General features: G+C 69.2%; 16 protein-coding genes. 10 read left to right on the forward strand and 6 right to left on the reverse strand.

Annotation, left to right across the window (positions count from 1 at the left end; genetic code table 11):
* Nucleotides 1–78 precede the first annotated feature (78 nt).
* Both AC1RJ9_RS23925 and AC1RJ9_RS23930 read left to right on the forward strand, forming a co-directional pair.
* A complete protein-coding gene (locus tag AC1RJ9_RS23925) occupies nucleotides 79–1065 on the forward strand; it encodes an ArdC family protein (RefSeq protein ID WP_492840591.1) in 987 nt (328 codons plus the stop codon).
* 140 nt (nucleotides 1066–1205) lie between these two features.
* Nucleotides 1206–3032, forward strand: a complete 1827-nt coding sequence (locus tag AC1RJ9_RS23930) for a ParB/RepB/Spo0J family partition protein (protein WP_492840589.1) — start codon at nucleotides 1206–1208, stop codon at nucleotides 3030–3032.
* Nucleotides 3033–3107: 75 nt separating this feature from the next.
* Here the strand turns inward: AC1RJ9_RS23930 and AC1RJ9_RS23935 are convergent, their stop codons facing one another.
* Nucleotides 3108–3488: a DUF736 family protein gene (locus AC1RJ9_RS23935; protein ID WP_492840587.1), complete on the reverse strand. Its 381-nt coding sequence runs from the start codon at nucleotides 3486–3488 to the stop codon at nucleotides 3108–3110.
* A 299-nt stretch (nucleotides 3489–3787) separates the two neighbouring features.
* On the opposite strand from AC1RJ9_RS23935, the gene AC1RJ9_RS23940 reads away from it, so the two are divergent.
* The 4 genes from AC1RJ9_RS23940 to AC1RJ9_RS23955 all read left to right on the forward strand — a co-directional run bounded on the left by AC1RJ9_RS23940 (nucleotide 3788) and on the right by AC1RJ9_RS23955 (nucleotide 5647).
* Nucleotides 3788–4114 carry a DUF736 domain-containing protein gene (locus AC1RJ9_RS23940; RefSeq protein WP_099538427.1) on the forward strand — a complete coding sequence of 109 codons (327 nt, stop codon included), beginning with the start codon at nucleotides 3788–3790 and terminating at the stop codon, nucleotides 4112–4114.
* A gap of 180 nt (nucleotides 4115–4294) precedes the next feature.
* Nucleotides 4295–4546, forward strand: a complete 252-nt coding sequence (locus AC1RJ9_RS23945; protein WP_201723080.1) for a helix-turn-helix domain-containing protein — start codon at nucleotides 4295–4297, stop codon at nucleotides 4544–4546.
* Nucleotides 4539–5060: a S26 family signal peptidase gene (locus AC1RJ9_RS23950; protein WP_492840585.1), complete on the forward strand. Its 522-nt coding sequence runs from the start codon at nucleotides 4539–4541 to the stop codon at nucleotides 5058–5060. Before AC1RJ9_RS23945 ends, AC1RJ9_RS23950 begins: the two co-directional genes overlap by 8 nt.
* A complete protein-coding gene (locus tag AC1RJ9_RS23955; RefSeq protein WP_492840583.1) occupies nucleotides 5048–5647 on the forward strand; it encodes a lytic transglycosylase domain-containing protein in 600 nt (199 codons plus the stop codon). Before AC1RJ9_RS23950 ends, AC1RJ9_RS23955 begins: the two co-directional genes overlap by 13 nt.
* 64 nt (nucleotides 5648–5711) lie before the next feature.
* On the opposite strand, the gene tnpC is transcribed toward AC1RJ9_RS23955, so the two are convergent.
* The 3 genes from tnpC to tnpA form a co-directional block, all read right to left on the reverse strand.
* A complete protein-coding gene (gene tnpC, locus AC1RJ9_RS23960; RefSeq protein WP_492840581.1) occupies nucleotides 5712–7238 on the reverse strand; it encodes an IS66 family transposase in 1527 nt (508 codons plus the stop codon).
* Nucleotides 7239–7310: 72 nt separating this feature from the next.
* Complete coding sequence (tnpB, locus tag AC1RJ9_RS23965; RefSeq protein ID WP_099539012.1) at nucleotides 7311–7664, reverse strand: IS66 family insertion sequence element accessory protein TnpB; 354 nt, start codon at nucleotides 7662–7664, stop codon at nucleotides 7311–7313.
* On the reverse strand, nucleotides 7661–8527 hold the full coding sequence (gene tnpA, locus AC1RJ9_RS23970) for an IS66-like element accessory protein TnpA (RefSeq protein ID WP_492840579.1): 867 nt from the start codon (nucleotides 8525–8527) through the stop codon (nucleotides 7661–7663). Before tnpA ends, tnpB begins: the two co-directional genes overlap by 4 nt.
* Before the next feature lie 302 nt (nucleotides 8528–8829).
* Here tnpA and rlxS point away from each other — a divergent pair, with 302 nt between their 5' ends.
* The 3 genes from rlxS (at nucleotide 8830) to AC1RJ9_RS23985 (ending at nucleotide 13503) form a co-directional block, all read left to right on the forward strand.
* Nucleotides 8830–10821, forward strand: a complete 1992-nt coding sequence (rlxS, locus tag AC1RJ9_RS23975; RefSeq protein ID WP_492840576.1) for a relaxase/mobilization nuclease RlxS — start codon at nucleotides 8830–8832, stop codon at nucleotides 10819–10821.
* Nucleotides 10787–12142: a phosphoribosyltransferase-like protein gene (locus AC1RJ9_RS23980; protein WP_492840574.1), complete on the forward strand. Its 1356-nt coding sequence runs from the start codon at nucleotides 10787–10789 to the stop codon at nucleotides 12140–12142. The genes rlxS and AC1RJ9_RS23980 overlap by 35 nt, the downstream gene beginning before the upstream one ends.
* A gap of 179 nt (nucleotides 12143–12321) precedes the next feature.
* A complete protein-coding gene (locus AC1RJ9_RS23985; RefSeq protein ID WP_062093395.1) occupies nucleotides 12322–13503 on the forward strand; it encodes a reverse transcriptase family protein in 1182 nt (393 codons plus the stop codon).
* 44 nt (nucleotides 13504–13547) lie between these two features.
* On the opposite strand, the gene AC1RJ9_RS23990 is transcribed toward AC1RJ9_RS23985, so the two are convergent.
* Both AC1RJ9_RS23990 and AC1RJ9_RS23995 read right to left on the reverse strand, forming a co-directional pair.
* Nucleotides 13548–14579 carry a nucleotidyl transferase AbiEii/AbiGii toxin family protein gene (locus AC1RJ9_RS23990; protein WP_062093394.1) on the reverse strand — a complete coding sequence of 344 codons (1032 nt, stop codon included), beginning with the start codon at nucleotides 14577–14579 and terminating at the stop codon, nucleotides 13548–13550.
* The gene (locus AC1RJ9_RS23995) at nucleotides 14572–15165 is read right to left on the reverse strand and encodes a DUF6088 family protein (protein WP_492840571.1); all 594 of its coding nucleotides are present in this window, start codon (nucleotides 15163–15165) and stop codon (nucleotides 14572–14574) included. Before AC1RJ9_RS23995 ends, AC1RJ9_RS23990 begins: the two co-directional genes overlap by 8 nt.
* Nucleotides 15166–15378: 213 nt before the next feature.
* Between AC1RJ9_RS23995 and AC1RJ9_RS24000 the strand changes: the two genes are divergently transcribed.
* Nucleotides 15379–17418, forward strand: coding sequence for a conjugal transfer protein TraG (locus AC1RJ9_RS24000; RefSeq protein WP_492840569.1), 2040 nt, complete (start codon nucleotides 15379–15381; stop codon nucleotides 17416–17418).
* Nucleotides 17419–17428 lie beyond the last annotated feature (10 nt).

The raw sequence follows: 17428 nt of genomic DNA on the forward strand, positions 1-17428 counted from the left end.
TCTTCGGCCGCTCTTCGCCGCCCACCCCCCTTTCCGGCGAAAGGATGCGGGGTTTTGGGGCGGGGAAGGAGCCCGCTCATGCGCCCGACCGGCCAACGCCGCAAGTCCGCCGCCAAGGCCTCGCCCTCCCGGCGGGAGCCATCCCGGCAAGCTGAAGCCAGCCTCTATGACGAGGTCACGCACCGGATCATCGACCAGCTGGAGGCCGGGCGCCTGCCCTGGGTGCAGCCGTGGGGAACGGCCGGGCGCGCGGCGCTGTCCCTGCCGCGCAACGGGATCACCGGGCGGCGCTATTCGGGCGTCAACATCCTCTTGCTGTGGGGCGCGGTCATCGAGCACGGCTATCCGTCCCAGGGTTGGCTGACCTTCAAGCAGGCCCTGGCCGCCGGGGGCTGCGTGCGGCGCGGCGAGCGCGGCACGAGCGTGGTCTATGCCGATCGCTTCACGCCCCAGGCCGAGCGGGAACGCGCCGCGCGTGACGGCGACGAGCCCGGCAAGGTGTCGTTTCTGAAGCGCTTCACCGTCTTCAATCTGGCCCAATGCGAAGGCTTGTCGGGCGTCGATCCCGAACCCGCGCCGCTGCCTGAGCGCCAAGCCGTCCTCCACGCCGAGGCGCTGATCGCCGCCACGGGCGCGGACTTCCGCGTCGGCGGACCGCGCGCCTTCTATGATCCCCTGTTCGACTACGTGCAGGTTCCGCCGCAACCGGCCTTCACCGACCAGATCAACTACTACCGCACCGCCTTCCACGAGCTGTCGCACTGGACCGGCCACCGCTGCCGCCTGGACCGCGACCAGTCGGGCCACCGGGGCGGCAAGGCCTATGCGCGCGAGGAGCTGGTCGCCGAAATGGGCGCGGCCTTCGTCTGCGCGACCCTCGGCATCGTCCCCACCGTGCGCCATGCCGACTACATCGGCGCGTGGCTGGAGGTCCTGCGCGAGGACAACCGCGCCATCTTCCGGGCCGCGTCCCAGGCCTCCAAGGCCGCTGACTTCTTGCTGGCCTTCCAGGCCGCGCCGTCGCCCGAGCCTAGCGCCGTGGCGCGACTCGCCATGGCCGCTTGATCCCGCCCTTCCGCGCGCCGGGATCAAGCCCCGGCGCCGGACGCCCTGCGCCAATCCCGGCGCATCCCCGGCCCCGCCCGCAGCCTGGACAGCAACACGGACGGGGCCGGTTCCACCCCTGAACAACAGGAGCAACCGCCATGAAACTCGCTTTCGCCGACCCCCGCAACATGACCATCTCGCCGCTCAACATGAACTACGGGCGGCCTGATCCGGACACCGCCGACATCGCCCCGTCGATCCGTCAGCGCGGGGTTCTGCTGACCATGCTGGTGCAGGAAAAGACGCAGGACGGAGCCGTCGTCCCCGGTCATTTCGAGATCGTCGCCGGGCGGCGGCGCTGGTTCGCGGCCATGGCCGCCATCGCCCAGGGCGTGGAGATCGATCCGGTGCCCATCGGCATCCTGGCGCCCGGCGACGACGCCGCCGCCATCGAGGCCTCGCTGATCGAAAACCTCGCGCGCCTCCCGGCCGACGAGGTCACCTGCTGGGAGACCTTCGCCAAGCTGATCCGCAAGGGCCGCACGCCCGAGCAGATCGCCGCCACCTTCCACATGACTGACGCGGTGGTCCGGCGCACCCTGGCGTTGGGCAACCTCTTGCCGCGCATCCGGGGCCTCTATCGCCGCGAGGCCATCGACGTGGCCACGGTCCGCTCGCTGACGCTCGCGACTAAGAGCCAGCAGAAGGAGTGGCTGGCCATGCTGGACGATCCCGAGCGCCGCGCCCCGACCGGCGCCCAGCTCAAGACCTGGCTGTTCGGCGGCGCCTCGATCCCGGCCAAGAACGCCCTGTTCCGGCTCGACGATTACCCCGGCCAGATCATCGCCGACCTGTTCGGCGAGGACAGCTATTTCACCGATCCCAACCTCTTCTGGACCTGCCAGAACCAGGCCTTGGCGGCCAAGCGCGAAGCCCTGTTAGCCGACGGCTGGAGCGCGGTGGAGGTGCTGGAGACCGGCAAGTCCTTCGAGTCCTGGAAGCACGAACGGGTCTCCAAGGCCAAGGGCGGCAAGGTGTTCCTGGCCGTCAGTTCGCGCGGCGAGGTGACGCCGCACGAAGGCTGGCTGAGCGCCAAGGAGGCCCGGCGCGCCGAAGCCGCCGCCGCGAAAGCCGCGCGCGGCGAGGGCGGCGCCGACGGTCCGAAGACCGACCGCGCCGAGGTCACCAGCGCACAGCAGACCTATATCGACCTGCACCGCCACGCCGCCGTGCGCGCGGTCCTGGCCGACCATGCGGGCGTGGCCTTGCGGCTGCTGGTGGCCCACGCCGTGGCCGGGTCGGCGTTGTGGCGCGTCGAGGCCGATCCCCGGCGGGCGGGCGCCGAGGCGGTGTCGGCCAGCCTCATGGCCAGCCCGGCCGAGGCGCGGTTTCGGGCCAAGCAGGCGGCCGCCGCCGCCCTGCTGGGCGTCGAGGCCGATGGCGCTCTGGTCGGGGGGCGACGCGACGGCGGCGCGGCGGGCGTCTTCGCCAAGCTCCTGTCCCTGCCCGACGCCGACGTCCTGGCGATCGCCGCCGTGGTCATGGGCGAGGCGCTGGCCGCCGGGAGCGCCGAGGTCGAGGCGGCGGGCCTGCATCTGAAGGTCGACATGGCCGCGTTCTGGAGCCCGGACGCGGCCTTCTTCGAGCTGATCCGCGACCGCGAGGCGGTCAACGCCATGCTCAGGGAGGTCGGCGGCAAGAAGGTCGCCGACGGCAATCTGGCCGAGAAGGTCAAGACCCAGAAGGCCATCCTGCGCGACTTCCTCGACGGGACGAACGACCGTCCCAAGGTCGCGCGTTGGACGCCGCGCTGGCTGACCTTCCCGGCCGCCGCCTACACCAAGCGGCGCTTCGCCACCGCCGAGCGCAGCAAGGCGGTCGCGCCCCTGCTGCGTCGGGTCAAAACCCCCGGCGCGGGCGAGGTCCCGACCCCGGCCGTGGCCCTGGTCAGCGATCCCAACCCGGCCATCCTCGCGGCCGAATGAGCGGCGGGGCGGGCGGCGGCCCGCCCCGATCCCTCCAAGACCCTGAGCCCCGCGTCTGGCGACGCGGGGTTTTTCTCATGGCGTTGGGCAGGCGGCGGCCCCCGCGCCGGGCGGCGCGAGGGCGGGGCCGGTCAGTCCTCGAAGGTCCTGATCAGGGCGAAGACGTCGTCGTCGTCCTGGCCGGCCGCGCGACAGAAGCCCGACCTCGCAGGCGGGCGAGCCGATGTCGGGATGGGCCAGGGTCAGGCCGACATACTCCTGGCCCGTGACCCGGCCGCCGCTGCGCCAGCCGGCGCCGATCTCGATCCCGGACGTCCCGTCCCGAGCGCGGCGATAGGCGGGCGAGGACTTGTCGCGGCCGGGCGATCCCGATGGCGGCCAGGCCATGAGGGTGACGGCGCTGGCCCTTGAAGGCGCCGGTTTCCGAGCGGGCGGCGTGGCCGAGCGGGCGATCATGGCGGGGGGCCTTGCAGCAAACCGTCGGACACGACCCCACGACGATGGCTTGGACCCTATGGGCGTCCCGTCCCGCCTCGAACCGTCGCGCCGAACTTTTTTCCCCGCCGCGCCCAAGACAAGAGGGCGCGGCTCCTCGCGCCCGCTTCGCTGCAAAAAAGCCCGTCGCTCGGGTCCTGCGCTGCGCTGCGGCCCTCCGGACCCTCAAGGGTCCTGCGGGTCAAGGCGGGCCGGGCCGCCCATGACGGGCGCCTGTCGCCGGGGATCGGCCCCGACGGATCGCTGAAAGGACCCCCGCCATGACCGCCACCCTCGGCCACGTCACCCGCTCGGAAACCGGCGCCTTCAAGGGCCAGCTCCGCACGCTCAACATCCGCGCCGACATCGAGATCGTGCCCGTCCGCGACAAGCCCTCGCCCGCCTATCCCGACTACCGGGTCGTGGCGTCCGGGATCGAGATCGGCGCCGGCTGGAACAACGTCGGTCAGGTCAAGGGCCAGGAATATGTCGGCCTGACCCTGGCCCATCCCGACATCGGCCCGCGCACCTACAAGGTCAAACTCGGTCGCGCCGCCGGCCAGGACGACGACGACGTCTTCGCCCTGATCTGGAACCCCGAGGACTGACCGGCCTCGCCCCCGCGCCGCCCGGCGCGGGGGCCACCGCCCGCCCAACGGCAGGGGGGAACGAATTTCGTAGGCGCGTTTGCGTACGTCCCGCCCGCGCGCTGGGCGCGGTCTGCTCGCCCCAGCGCGGCCAAACCCCATCAACCCTCGCCGCGCCCCACGAGGAAAGGGAGCACGGCGATGATGGACGAAGACGACGCGATCAACCGGGCCGCCCGCGCGCGCAAGGGCAGCCCGTTCCTCAACACCGCCCAGGCCGCGCACTATATAGGGCTGGCCGAACGCACGCTGGAGACCATGCGCGGCCAGGGCCAAGGCCCGGCCTTCCGGCGCCACGGCCGGTTCATCCGCTACCACATCGACGACCTGGACGCCTGGTCGCGGCGCAACGGTTCGCGCCGTGACGCCGAGCGCGAGGACCGCCATGTTTAGCCGTTGGCTCACCCCGCGCGGCCAGGTCCTGGCCGGTCTCTCCGCCGGCGCGCTGGTCGCCCTGGCAGCGCCGCTGGTCTTCGATCCCGCCCCGCGCCTGGTCTGGAACGCCAGCGCCAGCGCGCCGGTCGGTCTCTGGCGGATCAGGCCGGGCGCGCCGGTCCGCGTCGGCGATCACGTGCTGGCAGAGCCGCCGCCCGCCGCGCGGCGCCTGGCCGCCCAGCGCCGCTACCTCCCCGCCAATGTGCCGATGATCAAGGCCGTGGCCGCCGTCTCGGGCGACGAGGTCTGCGCGGTCGGGACCTCGATCGCGGTCAACGGCCGGCCCGTCGCCATGCGCCGCGCGGCCGACCGCCGGGGGCGTAAGCTGCCGTGGTGGTCGGGGTGCGAGCGGCTGTCGGGCGGCGCGGTCCTGCTGCTCAATCCCGCGCCGGACTCGTTCGACGGGCGTTATTTCGGGCCGGTCGGCAAGGGCGCGGTCATCGGCCGGGCGACCCCGCTATGGCTACCCTGATCGTCCTGGCGGCGGTCGTCGCGGCAAGCCCGGCGACGCCCGAACGTATCGACCAATGGCGTCCGTGGATCGCCGAGGCGGCCCAGCGGTTCGACATTCCGCAGGCTTGGATCGTGGCGGTGATGCGCGCCGAAAGCGGCGGGCGAACCCACCTCAACGGCGTGCCGATCACATCAAAGGCCGGGGCAATGGGGCTCATGCAGCTGATGCCCGGGACCTATCGGGAGTTGGCCAGGGCCCACGGTCTGGGACCCGATCCCTACGATCCGCGAGACAACATCCTGGCGGGCGCGGCCTATCTTTCCGCCCTACGCGCACGGTTCGGCTACCCCGGTCTGCTGGCCGCCTACAACGCCGGACCGGCCCGCTACGCCGCCCACCTGGAGACCGGCGCGCCGCTTCCGGCCGAGACCCGCCGCTATATCGAAACCCTCGCCCAGACCCCCGGCGAAGCGGCCTTGCCGCCCGCCGTGCTGTCGGGGACGCGATTGTTCTTCCCGCTACAGGCCATCGATCCGGACGCCACGCCCGCGCCGTCGGCCGGGCTGTTTGTCCCCCGGTCGGCGCGGGGCCGAGAGACGCCGTGATGGCGGTGTCGGGTTGCCGGGACGGGAGGGGAAGGATGGTAAGCGTCCGGCCGCTGCACGTCGGTCAGGTGTTGACGTGATTTCCGCTCTTCCAGGCCCAGGGCAGCAGCTCGTCGAGGCGGTTGACGGGATGGCCTTCGACCATCCGCTCCAGCACATCGCGCAGGTAGGCGAAGGGTTCGACGCCGTTCATCTTGGCGGTCTCGATCAGCGAGGCGACCACGGCCCAGCGGGCGCCGCCGCCGTCGCTCCCGGCGAAGAGATGGTTCTTGCGGCCCAGCGCGACGGGCCGGATCGAGCGCTCGACGGGGTTGTTGTCGAGATCAACGCGCCCGTCGGCGAGGAACAGGCAGAGGCCTTCCCAGCGGCCGAGCGCATAGCGGATGGCGTCGGCCAGGGCGCTTCGTGGCGGCACGCGGGCCAGCTCCCGTTCCAACCAGGTCTTCAGCGCCGCCACCAGCGGGCGGGAAGATTCCTGCCGCGCGGCCTTGCGCAAGGCCGCCGACTGTCCACGCACCTGGGCTTCGATGGCGTAAAGCTCGCCGATCCGACGCAAGGCCTCGACGGCCACGGTCGACTTGGTGGCCTCGGCGATCTCATAGAACTTACGCCGAGCATGCGCCCAGCAGGCGGCCAACTGGACCTCGCCGGACGCAGCCAGCGGCTCGAAGCCAGCATAGCCATCGACCTGCAGCACGCCCTTGAATCGCGCCAGATGAGCAGCGGGGCGCTCGCCTCGGCGGTCTGGCGCATAGACGTAGACCGCGCCGGGCGGCTCCGGCCCGCCCCAAGGGCGATCATCGCGGGCATAGGCCCACAGACGTCCTGTCTTGGTGCGCCCACGACCCGGATCGAGCACCGGGATGGGCGTGTCGTCGGCGAAGAGATGGCTGCTGGCGAAGAGGTTTGCGGCCAGCCTGTCGTGCAGGGCTTCAAGCCACCAGCAAGCCCCGCCGACCCATCCGGCCAGCGTCGAGCGCTCCAGATCGACGCCATGGCGGGCGAAGATCTTAGACTGCCTATAGAGTGGCGTGTGATCGCAGTACTTGCTGACCAGCACCTGGGCCAGCAGCGCGGGCGTGGCCAGACCGCCGGCGATTGGCCGCTCCGGCGCGGGCGCCTGAACGACGCTGGCGCAGGCGCGGCAGGCGTACTTGGGGCGCACGATCCGGATCACCCGCAACTGCGCTGGGACCCAGTCGAGCATCTCGCTGACGCTCTCGCCGATGCCATGCAGCGGCTCGCCGCAGGCGCAGACCTGGCGCTCGACATCGAGCACGCGCTCCTCGCGCGGCAGGTGCTCGGGCAAGGCTTTGCGCTTGGGCTGCATTGGCCGAGGCGCGGGCAAGACGTCAGGGCGGCGCGCTTCGACAGCGGCCAGATCGGCCTCGACATCTTCCAGGCCCAGCGCCAACTGATCGGGATCCAGGCGCTCGGAGCGGCGGCCAAACTGCGCGCGCTGGAGCTGCTTGATGATGGTCTTGAGCCGCTCGATCTCGCCGTCCCGCGCCTCGACGAAGCCGGCCATTTCGCGCACCAGTTGGTGCAGCAAGGCCGTGTCGGTAGGCAGGTTTTCCAGATCCAGCCGCATGCCCGATTCTACACTTTTCGGACTCCGCGACCAAGCCATTTCCCCTTGTGGCGCAAGGGTTTTGGCGGTGTCTCAGCCGGCGATGGCGGGCCGCCAGGTGCGCTCTGGGAAGCGCCAGTCGATGCCCTCGATGAGCATGGAGAGCTGCGCGGGCGAGAGCACCACGGCGCCGCCCGGCGTGGTGATCTGGGGCCAGACGAAGCGGCCATGCTGGAGGCGCTTTGTGAACAGGCAAAGGCCTGTCCCGTCCCAGTAGAGCAGCTTGATCGTGTCGGCGCGGCGGCCTCGGAAGGCGAAGAGATGGCCCGAGAACGGGTCTTCCTTGAGCACTTCCTGGACCAGCATCGACAGGCCTTCGAAGCCCTTGCGCATGTCGGTGTGGCCCAGCGCCAGATGCACCTTCACGCCCGACGGGATGAGCATCATCGGGCCGCCTCGCGCTCTTTGACGTACCGCCGGACGGCGTCGGGATCGCTGCCGGGCGGCGCGAACACCCGTCGTCCGTCGCCCAGATCGACGGCGATCGCCCCCTCGGGAATAGGCAGCGGTATGGCCGTGGCGGGGATTTCGCCGGCCGCCTTGAGGCCCTCGCCCGTGAGCCTGACCCGCGCCAACTGTGCGCGCTCGCCTTGGCCAAGGCCCATCTGGGCGCGCCAGCGGAAGAGCATGCTGGTGACAACGCCGTGGCGTCTGGCCACCGCGCTGACCGTGGCGCCGGGCGCTTCCGTCTCGGCGACCATGGCGCGCTTTTGCTCTTCGCTGAACGTGCGCCGGCTGGAGCGGCCGTCGCCCTCGCGCAGCGTGCGAGGCGCCTCCGTCAAGCCGGATTCAGCGCGGCCGGCCTTAGCACTAGTGCTTCGTCTGGACCCCACATACGGGCGGGCGCTGGGATGAACGAGCTCTCTCCAGTCGACCCCAAGGGGCTCTTCATCGAGCCTGCGACGCCATTGCCGCAGCGACGACGGCGTCAATCGATGGGCGCTGGCGTACTCGGCCGCGCTCAATCCGCTCCACAATTGGGCCTCGACGTGCATGGCCCAGAACGCCTGAACGGCCTTATTGCGGGCCTCGTTTGTCGAGCGTCGCGGCAACGGCTTTGCCTTGCGCGAAGGCTTGTGGCGCAAGGCGTCGGCGTCGCCGATCACTTTCAGCCAGCGCCCGAACGTCTCGCTGTTGAGCCGGTGCTGCTGGCAGTAGGCCGACCGCGAAAGGCCGCTCAGACGCCAGGCCTCGACGTGGACCGCCCACCACATCCGCAGCGCACGGTTTTGGTACCGCTTCGACGCCACCGCCGTACTCCCTCACAGATCAGGAGCCAGAGATGGTTGATCCCGCTGGACGAGAACAAGAGTGCAACAACCGGACGCAAACGAAGGATGCGCGGGTAAGGCAAGATAAAGCACCGGCGCCATCCCTGCGGTCCCGTCGCCTCAAGGCCTTGTCTGCACATCGTTTTCTTAGATGGCGGCATGGCGCCATGCGGACGGGATTGGCGCCATTCTTGGCCTAAGCCGCTGACGCGAAAAGACAATTCATAGCGCCAATTTCGGTGATCGGCGCGATCGGTCATAGGACTGGCGGGAGAGTTGCCATGGTCCAGAACGACGATTTCGAGCCACGCCTGGGCAAGCCCCGAGCGCTGGGCTCCAAGCAGGGCAAGAGCTATCTGTCGCGGGTGCTGCGCTCGGCCATGCTGGCCAGCGGCGGGGTCTTCGGCAAGGCGCCGCGCAAGCTCAAGTTCACCGGCGCGCGGATCGGCAAGGGCGCGGGCGTCGCCCGGGTGCTGTCCTCACGCGACCGGTTCGCCGCCTACCGCGCCCGCCGGGTGATCGTGAAGTTCTCGATTCCGAAGCTTGCCGGCAAGGGCCTGGACGCGGCCCGCGCCCACATGCGCTATGTCCAGCGCGACGGCGTCACCCGCGAGGGCGCGCCCGGCCAGCTCTATGACGCCGCCTCCGACAAGGCCGACGGCCGCGCCTTCATCGACCGGGCCGAGGCCGGCGGCGACGCCCGGCAATTCCGGTTCATCGTCTCGCCCGAGGACGGTGCCGAGTACGAGGACCTCAAGCCCCTGACCCGCCGCCTGATGGCGCGGATGGAAGCCGACCTCGACACCAAGCTCGATTGGGTGGCCGTCGATCACCACAACACCGGCCACCCCCACACCCACATCATCGTGCGCGGTCGCGATGACCAGGGCCGCGAGCTGGTCATCGCCAAGGACTACCTGACCCAGGGCTTGCGCGAGCGCGCCGCCGAGCTGGTGTCGCTGGACCTGGGACCGCGCGCCGACCACGAGATCGAAGGGCGGTTGCGGCGCGAGGTCGATCAGGAGCGACTGACGAGCCTGGACCGCGGCCTGCTGCGCGACGTCGACGAAGCGGGCCTGTTCTCGCCGCGCCATGTCGATCCGCTGCTCTATTCCGTCCGGGCCGGGCGGCTGCAGACCCTCGCGCGCCTGGGCTTGGCGCAGGAGCGCGCGCCGACCCGCTGGCGCCTGGCCGACGGTCTGGAAGACACCCTGCGCCGCATGGGTGAGCGCGGCGACATCCAGAAGACGCTGTACCGTTCGCTGGAGGCGGGCGGCGTCGCGCGCGCCCCGGCCGATCAGGTCATCTACCAGCCAGGGGGGCCGGGTGCCCGACCATTGGTCGGCCGCCTGGTCGCGCGCGGCCTGTCGGACGAGTTGAAGGATCGCCATTATCTGGTCGTCGACGGCGTCGATGGTCGCGCCCACTATGTCGAGATCGGCCGGGGCCTGGCGGTCGAGCCGATCCCGGAGGGCGCGGTGGTGGCGATCGCGCCGCGTCCGGTCGAGCCCCGGGCCGTCGATCATACCGTGGCCAGGATCGCCGCCGTCAACGACGGGCGCTACAGCCTCGACCTGCACCTGGCCACCGATCCGACCGCCTCGGCCGCCTTCGCGCAGACCCATGTCCGAAGGCTCGAGGCCCTACGTCGGGGACGCGCCGGGGTCGAGCGCCAGGACGACGGGACCTGGATCATCGCCGCCGACCACGTCGAGCGGGCCGGCGCCTACGAGAAGAAGCAGGCCCAGGACGCGCCCGTCGTGGTCCGCACCCTGTCGGCCCAGCGGCTCGACCAGCAGGTCGGCGCGGTCGGCGCCACCTGGCTTGATCGCGAACTGATCGCCGAGGCGCCCGAACCGCTGCGCGACGCCGGGTTCGGGCGCGACGTGCGCCAGGCGTTGGCCCAGCGTCGCCAATGGTTGATCGAGCAGGGCCTGGCCCAGCAGGAGCAGGACCGGGTGATCTATCGCGCCGGCCTCCTGACGCGTCTGCAACGGCGCGACCTGATCGCGGCGGCCGAAGGCCTGGCCCGCGAGACCGGGCTGGCCTTCTCCGAGGCGCGGCCGGGGCAGCGGGTCGAGGGCGTCTATCGGCGCGCGGTCGACCTGGCCAGCGGACGCTTTGCGATGATCGAGCGCAGCCGCGACTTCACGCTCGTGCCGTGGCGTCCAGCGCTGGACGGCCAGGAGGGCCGCGCCGTGTCCGGCGTGCTGCGCGAGGCCGGCGTCAGCTGGACCATTGGACGCGGGCGGGGCGGCCCCGCAATCGACTAGGCGGTGGGTTGCGTCCCGCAACTCAACCGGGCACTTTCAGCAAAGCTCGATCTCGCGCGTCGAGGCGATGCGTGTGCTCCATCCAAAGTTTAGCGCCATGACCTTCCTGTCAGGCATATCCCGATCGGCCGAATGGCTCCTGCAATTCGACGAGTCCGACCGGGAAGCCGCAGCCTCTCTCATCGACGAGATCCTGCTGGTCAGTGGAGAGGCGTTTCAGCGCGGAATGCGGCGGCTGCTGGACGAGGTCGTCGCGTCTAGGCCATCGGCGGATGGAAAGATCGCCCTCTATGCCGAGCGACCGGTCAAAAAGGTGTTCGGCAAGATTCCCGCGTTCTTTCCTGACTCGCGTCACGGCAAGGCGACGGGCCCCGGCGTGCAGCCCGTTCGAGCCGATCCTCGCGATCAGGAGATCGGCAGCGAGGGCGTGGTCGCCCAGCTGATTACCGACTACTGCCGACAGAACCCCGAGGTGGCGCTGTCCCATCCCGGCCCGGATAAACTGAGGGCCGATCGCGTCGGCCATATCGTGATTGTCACCGACTTCATCGGATCGGGCAAACGCGTCCACGACATGTTGGAGGCGTTCCGGTACGTGGCGACCTTGCGCAGCTGGCGGTCGGGCGGGCGCCTGAAGTTCACGGTCGTGGCCTATTCGGCTTTGACCGAAGGCCTCTACATCCTCGAGAGCCAGAAGTTGAAGCCTCAGGTCCGCCTGGCCGTCGGATGTCCGACCTTGTTTGGCGGGTTCGGCCGATCAGCTTCGGTCAAGATGGTCGATCTGTGCCGCCGCTATCCGCCCAGGCGAAACAATCCGTTCGGCTTCCGAGGCGGCGGGGCCCTGATCGCCTTCGCCCACGGCTGTCCGAACAACGCGCCCGCCATGCTCTGGAGCCGGGCCGACGGCTGGAGACCACTGTTTCATGGCCGCAGCACGGCCGCGACGGTGGAAGCCTTTCCTGTTAGCGAGACCCAGGCGTTGGACGAGCGGGCCCAACGTCTGCTCGGGGTGCGCAGCGCCCAGGAAGCCCTCTCGGCGCCGACCACGAAATTGTGGGTCTCGACGATGATGGTGCTAGCCGCCTGCGAGGACGGCGCCAGAGATGCCAAGGCGGTTTCGGGGCGCTCGAGTCTGGGCGTTGCCGAGACGGAGTCGATACTGCGCTTCGCGCAGGTCGCGCGATGGCTGACCGACAAGCTCACCATGACGCCGCTGGGGCGAAAGGAGCTTGCGCGCCTGCGTCGGCGAGGTCGGCGGCGACCGGTGCTTCCCAGCAAGGACAGTCCCTTCTACTATCCCAGTCAGCTGAGGGTTCCTTGAGGGCAATTAGGAATGCGCCGCGAAAGCGGCGATGGGCTTCTTCGCGGAAGCCTAGGGCGTCGGATTCTCGGCGCTCGTCTCGCGTAGCTCTCTTTTCATGCTGCGCAATACTGCAAGCCTTTCCTGGCGGTGTCTTGGGTGCGCCTTGCAGTATTACCCACCGGAGTGGGTCGAAGTAAGTGTCGTCCTGGAACCCTCAGCACTATCGTTTCGATGGCGAGCGCCAGGGCGTGCCCGGCGCGGTGATCGACTCCGCGCTCGCGATCATGGAGCGGATCCGGCGCGTCGATCCGCGGATGACGCCCGTCTTCACCCTGCGCCACCTCAGCGAAATGACGGGCACGCGCTACGGCCTGTTGCGCAGCGTCGTCGCGCGTCGGACGCACCCCTACAAGGTCTTCACCTTGAAGAAGGCGATCCCCGGACGCACACGCGTTCGCCTGATCTGCACGCCCAATCGGGAGCTTAAGACGACGCAGGACTGGATCGTCCGCAACATCCTCCAACACACCCGCGCCCATCCTGCGAGCTACGCCTACCACCCCGGTTCGCGACCTGAGTTCGCCGCGAGGATGCATTGCGGCTGTGATTTCCTCCTTAAGGTCGATATCGAAGACTTCTTCACCCGGGTGACAGAAGGTAAGATCTGCGAGGTCTTTGAAGGTCTTGGCTATCCGGACCTGATCGCCTTCGAGTTGGCCAGACTGACAACTGTCGTGGCGTCCGGCGGCAAGAGCCCCAGCGTTGACCCGGCCGTGCGCTGGCCAACTATCAAGGCCTATCAGCACGCTGCGGAAGGTTTCCTACCTCAAGGCGCACCGACCAGTCCGATGCTCTCCAATCTGGTCATGCGCCATCTGGACGATCGGTTCGCGGCGATGGCCGCTGCGGCGAACATGAAATACACGCGCTATGCCGACGACCTGGCGTTCTCGGCCCGAAAGCCGCACACGCGCGCCACGGTGGCGGCCTTCAAGCGCAAGGTTCTGCGCGAACTGTCGGAGGCCGGCTATAGGCCGAACCTGCGCAAGACGGCCATCCGCGGACCAGGCGCGCGCCGGATCGTCCTTGGCATGCTGGTCGACGGACCCGAGCCCCGGCTGTCGCGCGAATTCAAGGATGATCTGCGCCAGCATCTGCACTACCTGGCCAGCGAGGATTTTGGTCCATCGCGACATGCGGAACGGCAAAAGCTCTCCGTGTCGACCCTCTATCATAGGGTCCGCGGCCTGATCGGCTGGGCGATGCGGGTGGAGCCGAAGTTTGGGGCCAAGTGTCTGGCGCAGTTCGAGGCCGTGGCTTGGCCGCCGATCGACATTCGATCGCCGATCAACGCCATCGACTGGGACGAGTTGGCTTAGGCCAGGCGGTCGTGATCCACGAGAGCTTTCTGTCGATTGGCAGCCTACGGCGTGGCGCTGGATCTGGCCGCGTTGGCCTTGTCCTGCAGGCTCTGGCATCGCGCCATCAGCGCGTCGAAGGGCTCGGCGACGCCGTCCAGATAGCCGGCCTCGATCATGGCTTGGTAGTCGGCTTCGAGCACGGCGCGAGCCTCGCCCTCCGGGACCAACCGCAGGCCGCCTGCAACGGCCGCCCCGTAGTCGATGACTTCCCCGGCAGGATCGGCTTCGATGAAGAACTTGGACTTGTGGTCAGCCACGGCCTTGGCCAACTCCGGATCCGCGATGGCGACATCGGCGACGCCGGCCAGATCCAGCCGCGCTAGGTCGTAGCAGTGTCGGGCAAAGCCCGCCCCGCCCTTGAAGCGGCCTTGAACGCAGAAGACGTGAACCGCCGTGGCCTTCTCCCAGAAGGTTCGTTCGGCGGTCATCACGCAGGGCGTGGCCGCAGGAAACTCCAGCTCTTCGAAGGCCTTAGCCAGATAGCAGTCGACCGGACGCGGTGAGGCGGGCTGCCCGGTGGCGCGGGCGCCAAATTCCAGCTTCACTCGGGGGCGCACATAGCCGGGGTAGTCGGCCGCGGTCTCGTAAACCACGAGCAGGTCCTGACCGTCCTGTTCGACGTGAGCGGGAAGGCCGTCAGCCGCCAGGCGTTCGGCAAGGTATGGTGCGACCGTATCGCGGATGAAGCGTGGCAAGAGACGTTCGCGCACGCGTCGCGAAACGCTCTTGGCCTCTTCAGGCGTCAATTGGGCCGGGTCGCCAAAGCGTGGGTCGCCCGTCAGCTTGCCGATGTCGTAGGTCAGGTCGACGTCTTCGGAAAACCGGTCGATGATATCGTAGGCCTTGGATAGCGACGTGCCGCCCTTGAACACCAGGCCGTCGGCGAACGGCGCGGCGAAGAGCGCCTCGAGTGTCCAGACGACCCAGACATCCTTTTCGAGCAGATAGGACGCACGTTCGAGGCCACGCCCGGGCGCGGCCTCAAGCACCTCGCGACGATCATCCCGGGAGAGGTTCAGGAACCGGTCAGCCACGCGCCAGGCTCGAAACTTCCTGAGCCAGCCATGTGGGCAGACGACCTCGCAGGTTCAGGAGGGTCTGCACGGTCTCGGCCGGCAGTCGGCGCTTGAGAGCCTTGAGCGTTTCGGCGGCGCGTTCAGGGCCAGCCCAGGCGAGTGCACGGACGGCGTCGCCGGCCGGCTGGCCGGGCAACAGCAACTCCCAGTCCCGGGCGTGGCGAAGTTCGAGCTGTTGGCCCCCGATCTTCAGTCCCCGGCTTTTGCCCGAAGTGAGATAGATCGCCTTTATCGGTGTCTGGGTGGTCAGGCCCAGGGCGTTGGCGGCCGCCGCGCCATGGCTTGCGATGACCTCGCCGGTGGTGCTGGAAATCGCCTGCACCACCGTGGCGGCGGAGGGCGTGCGGGGGCCGTATTTACCCTGCCGAGGACGAAGGTAGAGGCCCCGACCGATGCGGCTCAGCGCGCCCGAACGCGACAGACGCACGAGCGCCTGATCGACGGCGGCGCGCGATCCCAGATGCAGCAACTCCTTGGCGCGAAGCGTCGTCCCTTCGGGCGCGGCTTCGGCGTGGGCGAGGATATGATCTGCGAGCGCGGACATGACATGTCTCCTTGTCAGAAAGTATCACATATTTTCTGACAAGCGCAAGACTGGCGCGCCCCGCGAAGATGCGCCCAGACTGAACCCGCCGGACAAGACGGCGCCTAGCGCGTCCTAGCGCGGGCCTAACCGCTGTAAGGGATTCCAGGACCCCGACTGAGTCTCGCCAGGTCCCGCGCCACACGTCGTGGCCGGGCGATCGGGACCCGGCGCATGACGCCCACCAAGCTCCTCATCGGCCAGATCCTCGCGGTCTTCGCGATCATGATGCTGGGCGTCTGGACCGCGACCCAGTGGGCCGCGGCGATGCTCGACTACCAGGTCCAGCTGGGCGAGCCCTGGGCGACGCCGTTCGGCCAGCCCCTCTATCGCCCCTGGCAGCTCTTCGACTGGTGGTTCCACTACGAGGCCTACGCCCCGTCGGTCTTCAACAAGGCCGGCTTGCTGGCCGGAGCCAGCGGTTTTCTCGGCTGCGCCTGCGCGATCGCCGGCTCGCTGTGGCGGGCGCGCCAGACCGGCCAGGTCACCACCTACGGATCTTCGCGCTGGGCCAGCCGCCGTGAAGTGACGGCCGCCGGATTGTTCGGGTCGAAAGGCGTGTTTCTGGGCCAGTTGGCTGGCCGCTACCTGCGCCATGCCGGCCCCGAGCATGTCATGGCCTTCGCCCCGACCCGCTCGGGCAAGGGCGTGGGTCTGGTCGTCCCGACCCTGCTGTCGTGGACCGGCAGCGCCGTCGTCCACGACATCAAGGGCGAGAACTGGACCCTGACCGCCGGCTGGCGCTCGACGTTCTCGCACTGCCTGCTGTTCAACCCGACCGACGCGCGGTCGGCTCGCTACAATCCGCTGCTGGAGGTCCGCAAAGGACCCGACGAAGTCCGCGACGTTCAGAATATCGCCGACGTGCTCGTCGATCCGGAAGGCGCTTTGGAGCGCCGGTCGCACTGGGAAAAAACCAGCCACAGCCTGCTGGTCGGGGCCATCCTCCACGTCCTCTACGCCGAAGAGGAAAAGACCCTCGCTCGGGTCGCCACCTTCTTGTCCGATCCTCAGCGCTCGTTCGCCCACACCCTGCGGCGGATGATGGCCACCAACCATTTGGGCACGCCGGACGCGCCCAAGGTTCACCCCGTCGTCGCCAGCGCGGCGCGCGAGGTCCTCAATAAATCCGAGAACGAACGCAGCGGCGTCCTGTCCACGGCGATGTCGTTCCTGGGCCTCTATCGCGACCCGACCGTCGCCTTGACCACCAGCGCCTGCGACTGGCGGATCGCCGACCTCGTCGACGCGCCCGTCCCGGTGACCCTCTACCTGGTCATCCCGCCATCCGACATCTCCCGGACCAAGCCGCTGGTGCGCCTGGTGCTCAACCAGATCGGCCGTCGCCTGACCGAGCGCCTCGAAGGCGACCCGGCCAAGAGCCGCAAGCACCAACTCCTGATGATGCTCGACGAGTTCCCCGCGCTGGGGCGTCTGGACTTCTTCGAGACCGCCTTGGCGTTCATGGCCGGCTACGGCATCCGCGCGTACCTGATCGCCCAAAGCCTGAACCAGATCTCCAAGGCTTACGGCGAGAACAACGCCATTCTGGACAACTGCCACGTCCGGATCGCGTTCTCATCGAACGACGAGCGCACCGCCAAGCGCATCTCGGACGCTCTGGGCACGGCGACGGAGCTGCGCGCTCAGCGCAACTATGCCGGCCACCGGCTCTCGCCCTGGCTCAGCCATGTCATGGTCAGCCGCCAGGAGACCGCCCGGCCATTGCTGACGCCCGGCGAGGTCATGCAGCTGCCGCCGGACGACGCGCTGGTCCTGGTGTCGGGCCTGGCGCCGATCCGCGCCAAGAAACTCCGCTACTACGAGGACGACAACTTCGCGCGCCGTGTCGCCGCGCCTCCGACCCTGCGCGATGGCGGCTATGTCGATCGTCCGCCGCCGCGCGGTGACGATTGGGGCGGACAGGTGCGTGGTCCTCACGCCGAGCTGGCCGGCGCGGTCGACGCCGAGGCCCTGCTGGACGAGGAGGGCGGTCTCCAGCAGCAACGCCATCCTGGCCTTTCCGAGGACGCCACGGTCCGGCCGAGCGGCGAGGATGTCGAGCTTGGTCTGGGTCTGGGCGAGGACGACGGCGACGTCGCCGCCGACCGCGCGGCCATGGCCCGCGCCCAGGCCAATGCTCCGGTCGCCCGCGCCCACGCCATGAACGAAGGGGCCGGTCGTGGCGACGAAGACCTGCTTCCGTCTTTCTGAGGGGGCGATC

It is taken from the genome of Caulobacter sp. GW822-FHT07D08 (assembly GCF_058798735.1).